The organism is Pseudomonas glycinis (genome assembly GCF_054871425.1).
Genome location: NZ_JBTYHF010000003.1, coordinates 144,888 through 160,664 on the forward strand (window position 1 = coordinate 144,888; position 15,777 = coordinate 160,664).

13 protein-coding genes are annotated in these 15,777 nt (G+C 60.1%); 4 read left to right on the plus strand and 9 right to left on the minus strand.

Annotated elements, in window-relative coordinates:
* Positions 1–82 precede the first annotated feature (82 nt).
* Positions 83–1,243: an AGE family epimerase/isomerase gene (locus ACYSTU_RS08360; protein ID WP_498997407.1), complete on the plus strand. Its 1,161-nt coding sequence runs from the start codon at positions 83–85 to the stop codon at positions 1,241–1,243.
* A gap of 36 nt (positions 1,244–1,279) precedes the next feature.
* Here ACYSTU_RS08360 and ACYSTU_RS08365 read toward each other — a convergent pair whose 3' ends face one another.
* The 9 genes from ACYSTU_RS08365 to amaB form a co-directional block, all read right to left on the minus strand.
* Entirely contained in the window at positions 1,280–2,185 is a 906-nt protein-coding gene (locus ACYSTU_RS08365; protein WP_498997409.1) for a cation diffusion facilitator family transporter, read from the minus strand.
* Positions 2,186–2,362: 177 nt separating this feature from the next.
* On the minus strand, positions 2,363–3,127 hold the full coding sequence (locus ACYSTU_RS08370) for an SDR family oxidoreductase (RefSeq protein ID WP_498997412.1): 765 nt from the start codon (positions 3,125–3,127) through the stop codon (positions 2,363–2,365).
* A gap of 743 nt (positions 3,128–3,870) precedes the next feature.
* On the minus strand, positions 3,871–4,587 hold the full coding sequence (locus ACYSTU_RS08375; protein ID WP_016771915.1) for an ABC transporter ATP-binding protein: 717 nt from the start codon (positions 4,585–4,587) through the stop codon (positions 3,871–3,873).
* Positions 4,584–5,456 carry an ABC transporter ATP-binding protein gene (locus ACYSTU_RS08380; protein ID WP_041480710.1) on the minus strand — a complete coding sequence of 291 codons (873 nt, stop codon included), beginning with the start codon at positions 5,454–5,456 and terminating at the stop codon, positions 4,584–4,586. Before ACYSTU_RS08380 ends, ACYSTU_RS08375 begins: the two co-directional genes overlap by 4 nt.
* Positions 5,453–6,754 (minus strand): high-affinity branched-chain amino acid ABC transporter permease LivM, encoded by a 1,302-nt coding sequence (livM, locus tag ACYSTU_RS08385; protein ID WP_024011385.1) that lies wholly within the window; start codon positions 6,752–6,754, stop codon positions 5,453–5,455. The genes ACYSTU_RS08380 and livM overlap by 4 nt, the downstream gene beginning before the upstream one ends.
* A gap of 3 nt (positions 6,755–6,757) precedes the next feature.
* Positions 6,758–7,672: an ABC transporter permease subunit gene (locus ACYSTU_RS08390; RefSeq protein ID WP_016771918.1), complete on the minus strand. Its 915-nt coding sequence runs from the start codon at positions 7,670–7,672 to the stop codon at positions 6,758–6,760.
* A 245-nt stretch (positions 7,673–7,917) separates the two neighbouring features.
* On the minus strand, positions 7,918–9,051 hold the full coding sequence (locus ACYSTU_RS08395; RefSeq protein WP_130910618.1) for an ABC transporter substrate-binding protein: 1,134 nt from the start codon (positions 9,049–9,051) through the stop codon (positions 7,918–7,920).
* Between the two features lie 368 nt (positions 9,052–9,419).
* Positions 9,420–10,703 carry an L-pipecolate oxidase gene (gene amaA / locus ACYSTU_RS08400; RefSeq protein WP_498997419.1) on the minus strand — a complete coding sequence of 428 codons (1,284 nt, stop codon included), beginning with the start codon at positions 10,701–10,703 and terminating at the stop codon, positions 9,420–9,422.
* Positions 10,704–10,900: 197 nt separating this feature from the next.
* Positions 10,901–12,391: an L-piperidine-6-carboxylate dehydrogenase gene (amaB, locus tag ACYSTU_RS08405; protein ID WP_130888324.1), complete on the minus strand. Its 1,491-nt coding sequence runs from the start codon at positions 12,389–12,391 to the stop codon at positions 10,901–10,903.
* Between the two features lie 164 nt (positions 12,392–12,555).
* On the opposite strand from amaB, the gene ACYSTU_RS08410 reads away from it, so the two are divergent.
* The 3 genes from ACYSTU_RS08410 (at position 12,556) to nadE (ending at position 15,725) form a co-directional block, all read left to right on the plus strand.
* On the plus strand, positions 12,556–13,455 hold the full coding sequence (locus ACYSTU_RS08410; RefSeq protein ID WP_071174249.1) for a LysR family transcriptional regulator: 900 nt from the start codon (positions 12,556–12,558) through the stop codon (positions 13,453–13,455).
* Positions 13,456–13,669: 214 nt separating this feature from the next.
* Complete coding sequence (pncB, locus tag ACYSTU_RS08415) at positions 13,670–14,893, plus strand: nicotinate phosphoribosyltransferase (RefSeq protein ID WP_122601486.1); 1,224 nt, start codon at positions 13,670–13,672, stop codon at positions 14,891–14,893.
* Positions 14,894–14,897: 4 nt separating this feature from the next.
* Entirely contained in the window at positions 14,898–15,725 is an 828-nt protein-coding gene (nadE, locus tag ACYSTU_RS08420) for an NAD(+) synthase (protein WP_016771924.1), read from the plus strand.
* Positions 15,726–15,777: the final 52 nt, after the last annotated feature.

The following is a 15,777-nucleotide window of genomic DNA, read 5'->3' on the forward strand; positions in this document are numbered from 1 at the left end:
ACGGCCTGGCAGACACCGCCTCTCTCAAGCGGTGCTCTCTGCTACCATGTCGCGCAATCGCCCCAGCCCGTGACGCCCGCCCATGCCCCACGCTTCCCGCTCCACCGCCCTGCCCGAATTGACCGCCCTGTTTGGCCAAGTGCAGCAGCACTTCCTCGACGTGATCGTGCCACTGTGGCAAGGCCCGGGCTGGAATGCCGACATGGCGTTGCCCTATGAGGCGCTGGATGCCGCGCATCAACCGCTGCCAGCGCAACGCTATCGGGCGATGGCCTGCGCACGCCAGCTGTATCTGTTCTCCAGCCTGATCGGGGTTGTGGATAACGCCGAAGTCCGCGCCGCCGCGTTGTTCCGTTCCCTGCAACGGCATTTCCATGATGCCGAGCACGGCGGCTGGTTCTACAGCATCGACGCACAGGGCAAGCCGCTGGACCAGCGCAAGGATCTCTACACCCACGCCTTCATCCTGTTTGCGTGCGCGCATTACTGGGACAAGTCCCGGGATTCCCTGGCCGAGTCGACACTCAACGCCGCGCTGGAAATCATCGGCCGCCGTTTCGCCACCGGCGACGGTTTGTACGAAGCCTGCCTTGAGCGGGACTGGAACACTCTGCAAGCCGGCCCACTACAAAATCCCCTGATGCACTTGGCCGAAGCCTTTCTGGCCACTCTGGCGGTGCGCGAAGACCCGCAGACGCAGAAGGCCCTGCTTGAGTTATGCACAGCCATGCACAAGCAATTCGTCGATCCGCAATACGGCGTGTTGATGGAGAAGCCACTGGGTGCTGTGGATAACTGGTACGAGCCGGGGCACCAGTTCGAATGGTATTTCCTGCTCGAATCGTCGGCGCTGTTGCGCGATTCGAAACTGCACCGGGCGCTGGATCGGGCATTTGCCTTTACCGAGCAGTACGGCGTGCTGGAGTCCTGCGGCGCGGTGCGGGCGATGCTCGATCTGGATGGCAATGGACGGCCAAGGGATTCGACCCAGCGGATCTGGGCTCAGGCCGAATATCTGCGCGCGCTGACCTTGCGGGCGGACAGCGAAGCGGTGGTGCTGCGCCAGTTGCAGGCGTTGCAGCAGCGGTTTCTGCATGCCGGCGGCTGGTATGAGTGTCGCGATGAGAATGGAGAGGTCAGCCGCAAGGACATGCCTTCGACCACGCCTTATCATTTGGCGACTTGTTATAGCGGACTGGCTGAATATCTTCGCTGCCTCGTGCAAAGCAGGATTTGGGGCTAGAGGATTACTGTGTTCTCAGCAGACATCCGGATCAGATCAGGCAATCCACTTCTTGTCCCCGGTGAAGCTGATCGTCAACCAGCGCGCCGCATCCGGCTCGCCCAACTGCGCCGATATCTGTTCACGTAGCGCATCCAGCTGCGCGACATCGCGCAGCGGATAATCCGCCGGCAACACCACATGAATTTCGATGAACCGCGCCCGACCGTGCTTTTGCACGTAGGACACGTAATCCTCGAAACCATGCTCGACCTTCGCCACCTCCATGACCTGCCTGACCTGCTCATCCAGAGTGTCCGGGGCAATACCCAGCACATCACGCAACGCCGGGCCGAGGATCTTCAACGCCGGGGGCAGCATGGTCAGGGCCAGCACGATCAGGATCAGCGGGTCTACATACACCGCCCACTCGCCATAGCCCTGGGACTTGAGCAGCAGCGCGGCGAGGAAACTGATCAACAGGCCCACAGACAGCATCGCGTCGACCAGCCAACTGATGTTGTCGAACTGGATCAGGCTGGATTTGAGCGTGCGATTACGCCGGCGCACGTAAAAGAAGTAGGCGAACTCGACGACGGTAAACACCGCCGCATAGACGATCACCAGACCCAACTCAATATCACGACCACCATTGATGATGCCGAACACGCCGTTGAGAAAGGCGTAGATGGCGATCAACAGCAGGAAGCTGCCCTCGATCAGCAACACCATCGGTTCCAGATGCCAGAAGCCGAACTGGAAACGCTGATTGCTTTGCTTGGCGATCAGCCGGGCGGTGATCAGCATCAGGATTTTGATGAATGTCGCGATCAGCGAAAAAAAGCCATCGAACAGGATGGATTGCGAACCTGAAACAAAACCGGTGACGATCCCGGCAATCGACACCGCCAGCATCAGCAGCGTCGACTCTTTGAGCAGTGCCTGCTCACCTCGGTTACTCACTTGAACGCCTCATGAAACCTTGCACACCGCCGAATGCAGTGGGCTGGTTGAGTGCGGAGTTTAGCTTATCGTCCTGTTTTGCCTGTGCCGGCGTTTTCGCGAGCAGGCTCGCTCCCACAGTTTGAAATGCATTCTCCTGTGGGAGCGAGCCTGCTCGCGAATGGCCTCAACGCGGTATCAAGCCTTGTTACGCTCGATGGCAAACCCGGCCCAGGTCTGGCTCACCGGCATCAGCTCCAGGCTGTTGATGTTGATATGCGCCGGGGTGTTCATGACCCAGAAGATCGTCTCGGCGATGTCCTGCGGCTGGATCGGCTCGGCGCCAGCGTAAGTGGCGTTGTAGCGTTCCTGGTCACCGGCAAAACGTACCAGCGAGAACTCGCTTTCGCACAGGCCGGGCTCGATATTGCTGACCCGCACGCCAGTGCCCTGCAAGTCGCAACGCAGGTTCAGCGAGAACTGTTTGACGAAGGCTTTGGTCGCGCCGTACACGTGGCTGCCCGGGTACGGATAGTTGCCGGCGATGGAACCGAGGTTGACGATACCGGCGCCACGGCCGTGGGCGATCAGCCGAGGCAGCAGCAGGCGAGTGGCGTACATCAGGCCTTTGGCGTTGGTGTCGACCATGGTGTCCCAGTCATCCAGATCGCACTTCGGCGCCGGGTCGACACCGAGCGCCAGGCCGGCGTTGTTGATCAGGCCACGGAGTTTGGCGAACGACGGCGGCAGGTTGGCGATTGCCTCCTCCATCGCCTTGCGATCGCGCACATCGAGGACCAGACCATGCACTTCGGTCTGCTTCGACAGTTCGGCGCACAGGGCATTGAGGCGTTCTTCACGACGGCCGGTCAGAACCAGCTTCCAGCCAGCCTCGGCAAAACGACGGGCACAGGCTTCACCAAAACCGGACGTCGCGCCGGTGATAAACAGGGTGTCGGACATCGTGTTCTCCTTGCTTCGGCCGCTACGGCAGCCCTTGGAATAGAAATCAGCAGGCAGCATGCCCGCCCTCGCGGATACGGGCAACACTTGCCAGCTGTACAAAAATCAACCAGACCCGCCAAGGCCACAGCCAGCGTGGCCTGTAGCCATGTGCACGCATGTTATCCACAGTCTGCTCCACAGTTTCCGGGGGCAAGTGCAAACGCGCAAAGCCGCGCCACACAAGGCTTTGCGGGCGAAATGGAAAGTTTTTTGCTTGACCGTGAGGCGGGGGATGTGCGGGACAGGGCATTTTGCACGACGGACGGTGCAACCGGGTGATTGCGCGAGGCCAGCAATTACGGCGCTCCGCGAGGTCTTTCCAGAGTTTAGTCACAGACTTATCCACAGGCTTTTACACACAACAGTACCCGACCTGGATGCGCTATAAAAAGGTTGACAATGGCGCCTCACGCCTGCTTGAAACTTACTGATCAAAAAACAATCACAAGCCTGGAGACCACGGATTACAAGGCCTGCAACCATATACACCCACGTTATTCACAGCCAGTTCCACAGTAACCGGGGACAAGTCAAAACTGTGGAAAAACAGCCATTTGCAGCGTCTATATGTCGCGCTTTGGCAGCTTGGGGAATTTGTTTTCCACAATTTCTGGAATTACCCAATTTACCTGTGGTGGATTCAAAAAATAAAAAAGCCCCGGGACTCTCGTCGCCGGGGCTGTGTACAACCGCGAGAAGAATCAGTGCCCGCCCAGATAGGCGTTACGCACCTCCTCGTTCACCAACAGTTCTTTACCGGTGCCGGTCAGGCGAATCTCGCCGTTGACCATCACATAAGCCCGGTCCGACAGCTTCAACGCATGATTAGCGTTCTGCTCGACGAGGAAAATCGTCATCCCGGTTTTCGCCAGCTCGCGCAGCGTGGCGAAAATCTGCTTCACCACGATCGGTGCCAAGCCCAGGCTCGGTTCATCGAGCAGCAACAGCTTCGGCCGGCTCATCAGCGCACGGGCGATGGCGAGCATCTGCTGTTCACCGCCAGACATGGTCATCGCCCGCTGATTGCGTCGTTCTTCAAGCCGTGGAAACAGCTCGAACATGCGCTGCATGTCCTCTTTGGCGTACTTGTCGCCAATCGGGATGGTGCCCATCAGCAGGTTTTCCTCGACGGTCATGTCGGGGAAAACCCGCCGCCCTTCCGGTGACTGCGCGATGCCGTTGGAGGCGATGTAGTGCGAGGACTTCTGCGTGATGTCGACGCCCTGATAGAGAATCTGCCCGCCCGCCGCCCGTGGCTGGCCGAAGATCGACATCAGCAAGGTCGACTTGCCGGCACCGTTGGAGCCGATCAGGCTGACGGTCTCGCCTTCGTTGATTTGCAGGGAAACGCCTTTGAGCGCCTGGATCGGGCCGTAGAACACGTCCAGATTACGCAGTTCGAGGATCGGTTGACTCATACCAGCTCCTCTTCGTCGGCGCCCAGATAGGCCGCGATCACTTTCGGATCGTTGCGGATCGCTTCCGGCCCGCCTTCGGCGATGACGATGCCGTGGTCGAGAACCACGATGTGATCGGAAATGCTCATGACCATGCCCATGTCGTGTTCGATCAGCACCACGGTCAGATCGTGCTCGTCACGCAGCAGCCGGATCATCGCGCTGAGCGCTTCGGTTTCCTGAGGGTTGAGGCCGGCGGCCGGTTCGTCGAGGCAGATGATCTGCGGGCGGGTGCACATGGCCCGAGCAATCTCCAGACGGCGTTGTTGGCCGTACGAGAGTTCACCGGCGAGACGGTTGGCGCAGTCGACCAGATCGACCACTTCCAGCCAGTAGAACGCGACATCCAACGCATCGCTCTCGGCCTTGCGATAGCCCTTGGTGTTGAGGATGCCGGCGAGCATGTTGCGGTTGACCCACATGTGCTGCGCCACCAGCAGGTTTTCCAGCACCGACATTTCCTTGAACAGGCGAATGTTCTGGAACGTACGGGCAAGACCTGCACGGTTCACCAGGTGAGTACCGCCGAACATCTTGTAGTACATGCGGCTGAGGAAGGATTTCGGCGAGACGAAATCGGTCGCTTTGAACGACTCGCCCAGCAACTGGATGACATTGGTCTGCTGGCCGCGCACATTGAGTTCGATCTTGCCGCCCGTGGCCTTGTAGAAACCGGTCAGGCAGTTGAACACCGTGGTCTTGCCAGCACCGTTGGGGCCGATCAGGGCGAAGATCGAATTGCGTTTGACCTTTAGGCTGACATCGCTCAAAGCCTTGATGCCACCGAAATGCATCATCAGTTTTTCAACAGAGAGTACGACTTCACTCATGGCGCAGTCCTCTCGTAGTGAATGGCACCTTTGCGTGGTTTGACCCCGGTGCGGCTGATGCGGATCAGCCCGCGTGGTCGCCAGATCATCATCAACACCATCAGGATGCCGAACAGCAGCACGCGGTATTCAGCGAAGCCGCGCAGCAGTTCCGGAGCGACGGTGAGCACAAACGCGGCGATGACTACGCCAATGGTCGAGCCCATGCCGCCGAGCACGACGATGGCGAGGATCAGCGCCGATTCGAAGAAGGTAAACGAGGTCGGGTTGACGAAGCCTTGATAGGTGGCGAAGAACACCCCGGCCAGACCCGCCGTCGACGCACCGATGGTGAACGCCGAGAGCTTGACCAGCACATGGTTGAGACCCATCGAGCGGCAGGCGATTTCATCTTCACGCAGCGCTTCCCACGCGCGACCGACCGGCATCTTCACCAGCCGATGCTTGACGTACAGCACCGCCAGCACCACCAGGAACAGCACTGCGTAGATGAAGTAATACTTCACGTCGGGGTTGTAGGTCAGACCGAAGAACTCATGGAACGGTACTCCGCCATCCTTCGCCCGCTTGCCGAACTCCAGGCCGAAGAAAGTCGGCAGTGGCGCCGGCATGCCGTTCGGGCCGCCGGTCAGGGACAGCCAGTTGTTCAGCACCAGACGAATGATTTCTCCGAAGCCCAGGGTCACGATCGCCAGATAGTCACCGTGCAGACGCAACACCGGGAAACCGAGAATGCAGCCCGCCAGGCCTGCGGTGATTGCCGCCAGCGGCAGCACCGTCCAGAAACCCAGACCCAGATATTGATAACCCAAAGCCAGACCGTAGGCACCGATGGCGTAGAACGCCACGTAACCAAGATCGAGCAGCCCGGCCAGACCGACCACAATGTTCAGCCCCAGCCCCAGCAGCACGTAGATCAAACCGAGGATGACCACGCCGAGCAAATAGGAGTTGGAAACAAACGGCACGATGATCGCCAGCACAATGATCAGCGGGATGATCCAGCGCAGCCGCGATTTGTAGTCCGCCGGCAGCACGTGCACACCGGAACCGGTGCTCTCGAATCCGTCGAGGATCTTCAGGCCCTTGGGGGTTTGCAGGAACAGGCTGAGGGCAAAGCGACCGGCCATGACGATGGCAATGATCCACGCCACGCGAGTCGCTTCGAGGTTGAAGCTGTAGCCGTCGAGGACCACGCCGACAATCGGCCCGAACACGATCAGCGCAATCAGGCCGGCAAGAATCGCCTCGACCAGACTTTTTTTGATATCGATGGATTTTTCAGTGGTTGCAGACATCGCTTACACCTTCGACACAAGAGGACGGCCCAACAGGCCCTGCGGCCGGAAGACCAGTACGAGGACGAGCAGCGAGAAACTGAACACGTCTTTGTAGTCGGAGTTGACCAGACCGGAGAACAGCGACTCGGAGATGCCGAGGATGATCCCGCCGAGCATCGCGCCGGGCAGTGAACCGATGCCGCCAAGCACCGCTGCGGTGAACGCCTTGATGCCGATGATGAAGCCGGCATAGAAGTCGAACGTGCCGTAGTTCATGGTGATCAGCACACCGGCCAGTGCCGCCATGGCTGCACCGATGATGAACACATAGGAAATCACCCGGTCGGTGTTGATCCCCAAGATCGAGGCCATCTTGCGGTCTTGCTGGGTCGCACGGCACATGCGGCCGAGCTTGGTGTATTTGATGACGTAGGTCAGCAGCCCCATGCCGACGAATGCGGCGATCAGGATGAAGACTTTGGTGTAGGTCAGTTGTACGAAGCCGGTGCCGACTTCAACACGCCAGGCACCGGTCAGCAGCGTAGGCACGCCCTGTTGTTTGGCGCCCTGAGCGATCTGTGCGTAGTTCTGCAGAATCAGCGAAATACCGATAGCGCTGATCAGCGGCGCCAGGCGGGTCGAGTTACGCAGGGGTTTGTAGGCAACACGCTCGATGACCCAGCCATACACCGCCGTGACGACGATGGTGAAGATCAGCGTGCCGAGCATCAGCAGCGGGAAGGATTCGATACCGAAGTAAGCCAGCAGAGCCAGACTGATTGCCGCCAGGTAAGCGGAAATCATGTAAACCTCGCCGTGGGCGAAGTTGATCATGCCGATGATGCCGTAGACCATTGTGTAGCCGATGGCGATCAGGCCATAGACCGACCCGAGGGTCAGGCCATTGACCAGTTGCTGCAGGAAAATACCATCCATAACGCAATCTCACGCAGTGAGAACCTGCGCGCCAAGGGCGCGCGGTTCTTCTAGGAAAAATACAGATGTACGTCGGAGCAATGTCGGAGCGTGATCAGCCCTGACCACACGGAACCCCTTTGTGGGAGCGAGCCTGCTCGCGAAAGCGGTTGAACATTCAACGCAGAGGTTGTTTGTCAGTGCGTCTTCGCGAGCAGGCTCGCTCCCACAGGGGATCGGTGGTGATCAGATGATCGCTTCAGCCCTTACTTCTGCTTTTCCAGCTGGTGGTATTTGCCGTCCTTGTCCCACTGGTAAACCACGTAGTCGGAGACTTTCAGGTCGCCTTTGGCGTCCCAGGTCTTCTCGCCCATCACGGTTTTCACCGGGTTCTTCTTCAGCCAGGCCGCAGCCTCTTCACCCTTGTTGGACTTGGCGCCATTGAACGCTGCCGCCAGAGTCTGAACCGAGGCGTAGGCGTACAGGGTGTAGCCTTCAGGCTCGGTGCCGGCCTTGCGGAACGCGTCCACTACGGTCTTGCTTTCAGGCAAAAGGCGCGGGTCGGCGCCGAAGGTCATCAGCACGCCGTCGGTGAATTGCGGGCCGCCAGCGGTGGTCACCAGCTCGTCGGTCACGATGCCGTCATCGGACATGAACTTGACGTCTTTCAGACCTTGTTCGCGCAGCTGGCGAACCAGTGGACCGGCTTCCGGGTGCAGGCCGCCGAAGTAGACGACATCGGCGCCGGCGCCACGGATCTTGGTAACGATGGTGCTGAAGTCTTTCTCGCCGCGGGTCAGGCCTTCGTACAGCACAGGCTTGACGCCGCGTTTTTCCAGCTGAGCCTTGGTGGCGTCCGCCAGGCCTTGGCCGTAGGTGTCCTTGTCGTGCAGCACGACGACTTTCTTGCCCTTGAGCATGTCGACGATGTAGTCGCCGGCAACGATGCCTTGCTGGTCGTCACGTCCGCACATACGGAACATGGCGCTGAGGCCACGCTCGGTAACTTGCGGGTTGGTCGAGCCCGGGGTGATCGCGATGATCCCGGCTTCGTCGTAGATTTCCGAGGCTGGAATGGTAGACGAGGAGCAGAAGTGCCCGACCACGCCGGCGACTTTCTGGTTGGTGAGGTCCTTGGCGACCGTCACTGCCTGCTTCGGTTCGCAGGCGTCGTCGCCTTTGACCAGGACGATTTTTTCCCCATTGACGCCACCCGCCGCGTTGACCGCATCGGCCGCCGCCTGTGCACCCTTCATGTACTGCTCGCCGAATGCCGCGTTGGCACCGGTCATCGGACCCGCTACACCGATCTTGATATCAGCTTGAGCAAACGCAGAAACACCCAGCGCAGTAGCGACTGCGAGGGCCAGAAAGCCTTTCTTGTAAAACGTCTGGGACATGAGGTGGTGCTCCAAGGTTTTTTTTAGTTGGCACTGCGACTTCACTTCACTCAAAGCTCAGAGCAAGGCCCGTGCCATCGGTTTTTTATTCTTCAAAAAGTCGCTGCGTTGTTGTTATTTCGACTGTTTCGGTCCCATTTTCATTGGGCGTGCAACCGTCTAAACCGCGGAAGGTGAAACCATTTGTTTTTTCAGGCGCAACCCGCACGCGCCATCATTGCAACCGCAGCGGCAAACGACGTGCAACCAGCCTGTAACAGCACGCGTCACCGAACTGCACACTGCTGGTGCGGGACTGCTACAACCCGCACCATTACAGGCTAGTCGCTGGATGCAAAAGCGCCGCTTGCGGCAACAAATTTCAACACTCAAATGACGATGCGCAGGCACTGGCCCGCGTGATACAGGGAAAACCCGGCTTCGTACAGGCAACTGCGCAAGCCCACACCGGCCAGGGGCTGCATCGGTGCGAAGGGAATCGGCAGTGCCTGCGGATCGCCGTTGCACAGGTAATCGGCGAAGGCTTTGCCGACCACCGTACCGGTGGTGACGCCGCGACCGTTATAACCGGTGACGGCTACCAGTCCGGGCGCGGGCTCGAACAGCCGCATCAGGTGATCAGGGGTAAACGCAATGCGCCCGGTCCAGGTGCATTCCCACTCGACCGGCTTCAGATTGGGGAAGTAATGCTGCTGCACCCGATCAGCCCAGGCCTTGAGAAACCACGTCGGTTTTTGATTGCCATTGCCGAGGCTGCCAAGCAACAGGCGCCCGTCCTTGTCGCGACGGATGCTGCTCAATACCTGACGGGTGTCCCACGAGCCCTGCCCGCCCGGGAGAATTTCCTGCGCAGCGTCTTCGCTGAGCGGCACCGAGGCGACCTGGTAGTAATAACCGGGAAAGAAATTGCGCTTGAGTTCGGTCCAGTCGCCTTCGGTGTAGGCGTTGGAGGCGATGACCACTTGTTCGGCGAGTACCGAACCCTGGGCGGTTTGCACCGACCAGTTCTGCCCGATGCGCTCGAGGCGAGTCACCGGCGAATGATCGAACATCTGCCCGCCGAGCCCGCGCACGGCATTGGCCAGCCCGGTGACATAGGCCATCGGATTGAGCGTGCCGGCGCGGCGATCAAGCAACGCGGCGGCAATTTTCTGCGTGCCGGTGGCTTGCTCGCAGGCCTTGCCGGTGAGCAGTTCGACCGGCGCGCCACGGCGCTTCCACTGGTGCTCGCGACTGCGCAGATCCGCCTCGCCCTTGGCGTTATGCGCCATGTGCAAAGTGCCTTCGCGGCGCAATTGGCAATCGATGTTGTATTTATCTACAAGGCTGAACACCAGCGCCGGCGCCGCACCGAGCATGCGGTTGAGCTGACTGCCGACCGCCTCGCCGAACCCGGCTTCGATCTCGTCCGGAGGAATCCACATGCCGGCGTTGACCAGCCCGACATTGCGCCCGGAGCCACCATGCCCTGCGCGATGCGCTTCCAGCACGCAGACGCTTTTGCCTTTTTCCAACAGATGCAGCGCCGCCGACAACCCGGTGAACCCGGCGCCGATCACGCAGACATCGACCTTGACCTCGCCCCTGAGCGCGGCGTTATCCGGGCGTTGTGGCGTGAGCGTTTCCCACAGACATTCTTCGCGTAACGGCATTGCCAGACTCCAACAGAAACCCAACAAACACACAAACCTGAGTGAGCCCCGTGTGGCGAGGGGATTTAGCGAAACGTCGCACCGCCCCGCTGGGTCGCGGAGCGGCCCCAAAATTTCAAAAGCGACGACTGCTTCGCAGCCGAACGGGGATAAATCCCCTCGCCACAGTGCTCACTCCTACAGACGACCTCCACCTTTCAGTCGAATGTAATGCCCTGCGCCAACGGCAATTCCAGCGAGTAGTTGACGGTGTTGGTCTGCCGACGCATGTACGCGCGCCAGGCATCGGAGCCGGACTCACGGCCGCCGCCGGTTTCTTTCTCGCCACCAAACGCGCCGCCGATTTCCGCGCCGCTCGGGCCGATGTTGACGTTGGCGATACCGCAGTCGCTGCCGACCGCCGACATGAACCGCTCGGCCTCACGCACGTCGGTGGTGAAGATGCACGATGACAGGCCTTGCGGCACGGCGTTGTTCAGGCGCAGCGCTTCCTCGAAATCGCTGTAGCCGACCACGTAGAGAATCGGCGCGAAGGTTTCGCTGCAGACCACGTCGCTCTGCTCGGGCATTTCCACGATGGCCGGCGACACGTAATAAGCATTGGGGAACTGCTCTTCCAGTTGGCGCTTGCCACCGAACACCCGGCCGCCTTCGCTCAGCGCCTGTTCCAGTGCATCCTGCATGTTTTCGAAGCTGTGCTTGTCGATCAGCGGGCCGACCAGATTGCCTTCCAGCGGATGGCCGATGCGTACTTTCGAATAGGCAGCCTTGAGGCGAGTGACGATTTCTTCCTTGACCGATTCATGGGCGATCAGACGGCGCAAAGTCGTGCAGCGTTGCCCGGCGGTGCCGACGGCGCTGAACAGAATCGCGCGCACTGCCATGTCCAGATCGGCGCTCGGGCCGAGGATCATCGCGTTGTTGCCGCCCAGCTCAAGAATGCTGCGGGCGAAACGCGCGGCGACTTTCGGCGCCACTTCGCGGCCCATGCGCGTGCTGCCGGTGGCGCTGATCAGCGCAACACGCGGATCATCGACCAGCGCTTCGCCAGCATCGCGACCGCCGATCACCACTTGGCACAGGCTCGGTGGGGCATCACTGAAATTTTTCACTACGCGATCGAACAGCGCCTGACAGGCCAGCGCGGTCAGCGGAGTTTTCTCCGACGGCTTCCACACCACCGGGTTGCCGCAGACCAGCGCCAGAGTGGTGTTCCACGCCCACACTGCGACCGGGAAGTTGAACGCGCTGATGACGCCGACCACGCCAAGCGGATGCCAGGTTTCACGCATATGGTGGCCCGGGCGCTCGGAGGCGATGGTCAGACCGTACAGCTGGCGCGACAGGCCAACGGCGAAGTCGCAGATGTCGATCATCTCCTGCACTTCACCCAGACCTTCCTGAGTGATCTTGCCGGCCTCCCACGATACCAGCTCGCCAAGATCGGCCTTGTACTCGCGCAACACTTCGCCGAACTGGCGCACCAGCTCACCGCGACGCGGCGCCGGCACCTTGCGCCAGTGCTCGAATGCATGATCTGCGCGACTGATGTGCTGCTCGACTTCGGCAGCGCCCTCCCAGTTCACCGAGGCAATTTCGCTGCCGTCAATGGGCGAATGCACCGGCACTTTGCCGTTCTGGTACAGGGCCGGGTTGACTCCCAGACGATCAAGCAATGCGGCTACCATCGGTCTCTCCTCAAGCAAAAACAGAATGTGTGCGGCCATCCTTCGCATGGCCGGGCAGGCCTTTAGTTGTAGCCTCACTGCGGCGATGCAACAAACGACCTTTACGCCAGATATCATTCCGTTTATTCATGCTGCCTAGCGAAAGACAAGAAAAAGGACTGGCCATGCTGAACAAACGCCACTTGCCCTCGATCACCGCGCTGCAATGCTTCGAGGCCGTGACCCGGCACCTGAGTTTTACCCGCGCTGCCGAAGAGCTGAACCTGACCCAGAGCGCAGTGAGCAAACAGGTCGCACAGCTTGAAGAACTGTTGCAGCACTTGCTGTTCCGCCGCGTGCGTCGGCGCTTGCAGATGACGCCGGCCGGGGATTTGTATCTGGTCGAGGTCAGAAAAATCCTCAGCCAAGTGGAGATGTCGACGCATTACCTGCGTTCCTACGGCGGCGAAACCGAAGTCCTGCGCGTTTCCACCCCGTCGACCTTCGGCGCCCGTTGGCTGGTGCCGCGCCTGAAAGGCTGGCGCCTGCGCCATCCGTCGATTCATCTGGATCTGTGCAACGAACAGGAAGCCGATGATCTGTTGCAGGGGCGCAGCGATCTGGCCTTCTATTTCGGCCAGGCTTCGCGGCCGGGCACCGAATGCCTGAAACTGTTCGGCGAACAACTGGTACCGGTCTGCGCCCCGGGCAGCCTGCCGGACACGCCATTCACTGACCCGACGCAACTCACCGACCTGGTGCTGCTGCAGAATGCCTCGCGACCGCAGGCCTGGCACGACTGGTTCGACAGTCAGGGCTACCACACCGAACACAGCTACCACGGGCCGCGTTTCGAAACCTTTTACATGTGCATCCGCGCCGCCCAGGTCGGTTGTGGCGTGGCGCTGCTGCCACGGTTTCTGGTGGAAGAGGAATTGGCCGAAGGCAAACTGGTCATACCCTGGCAGCATGCGATGCCCAGCAGCGATGCCTACTACCTGGCCTACCCGGAGCACGCGGCGGAAGTGCCGAAGGTGCGGGATTTTGTGAAATGGATGCTTGAACAAATCGATAGCCCGGTGTGAGGTCAACCGGGATCCCTGTGGGAGCGAGCCTGCTCGCGAAAGCGTCGGGTCAGCCACATCATCTTTAACTGACACACCGCATTCGCGAGCAGGCTCGCTCCCACAGTGGATCTGCGGCGCTCTGAAAAAATGCTGGCAATCCCCACCGCCGATATGCGCCACTAGCGCCATCGATATAGACCGCGCCAGGCGCGGCGCAACTGGAGACCCGTTTATGAGCGAGAGTGTGTTTGCCGATCGCATCGTGCAGAACCTGCTCGACACCGACTTCTACAAGCTGACGATGATGCAGGCGGTGCTGCACAACTACCCCAACGTCGAAGTCGAATGGGAGTTCCGTTGCCGCAACGCCGAGGATCTGCGTCCGTATCTGGCCGAGATTCGTCATCAGATCGAGCGTCTGGCCGAGCTGAGCCTGAGTGCTGATCAGTTGAGCTTCCTTGAGCGTATCAGCTTTCTGAAACCGGATTTTCTGCGCTTCCTTGGCCTGTTCCGCTTCAACCTGCGCTACCTGCACACCGGCATCGAGAACGGAGAACTGTTCATCCGTCTGCGCGGGCCATGGCTGCATGTGATCCTCTACGAGGTGCCGCTGCTGGCGATCGTCAGCGAAGTGCGCAATCGCTATCGCTACCGGGAGACTTCGCTGGAGCAGGCACGCGAACAGCTGTATCGCAAGTTCGACTGGCTGACCGCCAATGCCTCGGCCGATGAGCTGTCGCAACTGCAGGTTGCCGATTTCGGCACGCGCCGGCGCTTTTCCTTTGGTGTGCAGGCCGAAGTGGTTAACGTGCTCAAGCACGACTTCCCGGGTCGTTTCGTCGGTACCAGCAACGTGCATCTGTCCCGCGAACTGGACATGAAACCGCTGGGCACCATGGCCCATGAGTGGATCATGGCCCATCAGCAACTCGGCCCGCGTCTGATCGACAGCCAGATCGCCGCGCTCGATTGCTGGGTGCGCGAGTACCGTGGCCTGCTCGGCATTGCCCTCACCGACTGCATCACTACCGATGCGTTTCTCGGCGATTTCGATCTGTTCTTCGCCAAGCTCTTCGATGGCCTGCGCCACGATTCCGGGGACCCAGTGGCGTGGGGCGAAAAGTGCATCGCGCACTACCACAAGCTCGGCATCGACCCGATGAGCAAGACCCTGGTGTTCTCCGACAGTCTGACCCTGCCGAAATCGTTGGAGATTTTCCGCGCGCTGCACGGTCGCATCAATGTGAGCTTCGGCATCGGTACCAACTTCACCTGCGATATCCCAGGTGTCGAACCGATGAGCATCGTGCTTAAAATGACCGCCTGCAACGGCCAGCCGGTGGCGAAGATCTCCGACGAGCCTGGCAAGACCCACTGCAAAGATCCGAATTTCGTCGCCTATTTGCGACATGTGTTTCAGGTTCCTGCCGAATCCAGTCTATCTAGCAAGGAGTGAATTCATGCAAGCCGTACAGCGTGAGATTGCTGAGCAGCTCAAGGTGCAACCACCGTTCGCCGACGACCAGGCCCTGCAGGCCGAAGTCGCCCGGCGCCTGACGTTCATTCAGGATTGTCTGGTCAATTCCGGGCTCAAGACCCTGGTGCTGGGCATCAGCGGCGGCGTCGATTCACTGACCGCCGGCCTCCTGGCCCAGCGCGCGGTGCGTGAACTGCGCGAAAAAACCGGCGACGACCGCTACAAATTCATCGCCGTGCGCCTGCCCTACGAAACCCAGTTTGACGAGCACGACGCCAAGGCCTCGCTCGACTGCATCGCCCCTGACGAAATCCACACCGTGAACATCGGCCCGGCGGTCAAGGCGCTGGCAGCTCAGGTGTCGGCGTTCGAAGGCAAACCGGCGGCGTCGGTCGACTTCGTGCTGGGCAATACCAAGGCGCGGATGCGCATGGTGGCGCAGTACACGATTGCCGGGGTGGCGGGCGGTCTGGTGATTGGCACCGACCACGCGGCGGAAGCGGTGATGGGTTTCTTCACCAAGTTCGGCGATGGCGCCTGCGACCTCGCCCCGCTCAGCGGCCTGGTGAAAAATCAAGTGCGTGCGATTGCCCGCAGCTTTGGCGCGCCGGAGACGCTGGTCGAGAAAGTGCCGACGGCAGACCTGGAAGATCTTTCGCCGGGCAAACCGGACGAAGCAGCGCATGGCGTGACCTATGCCGAGATCGATGCGTTTCTGCACGGGGAAACGGTGCGTGACGAGGCGGCGAAGATCATTGTCGATACGTACAACAAGACTCATCACAAGCGGGTCATGCCGTTTGCGCCTTGATTTTTCAAAGGCATGAAAAAGCCCGCGGAGGAGTGATCCTCAGCGGGCTTTT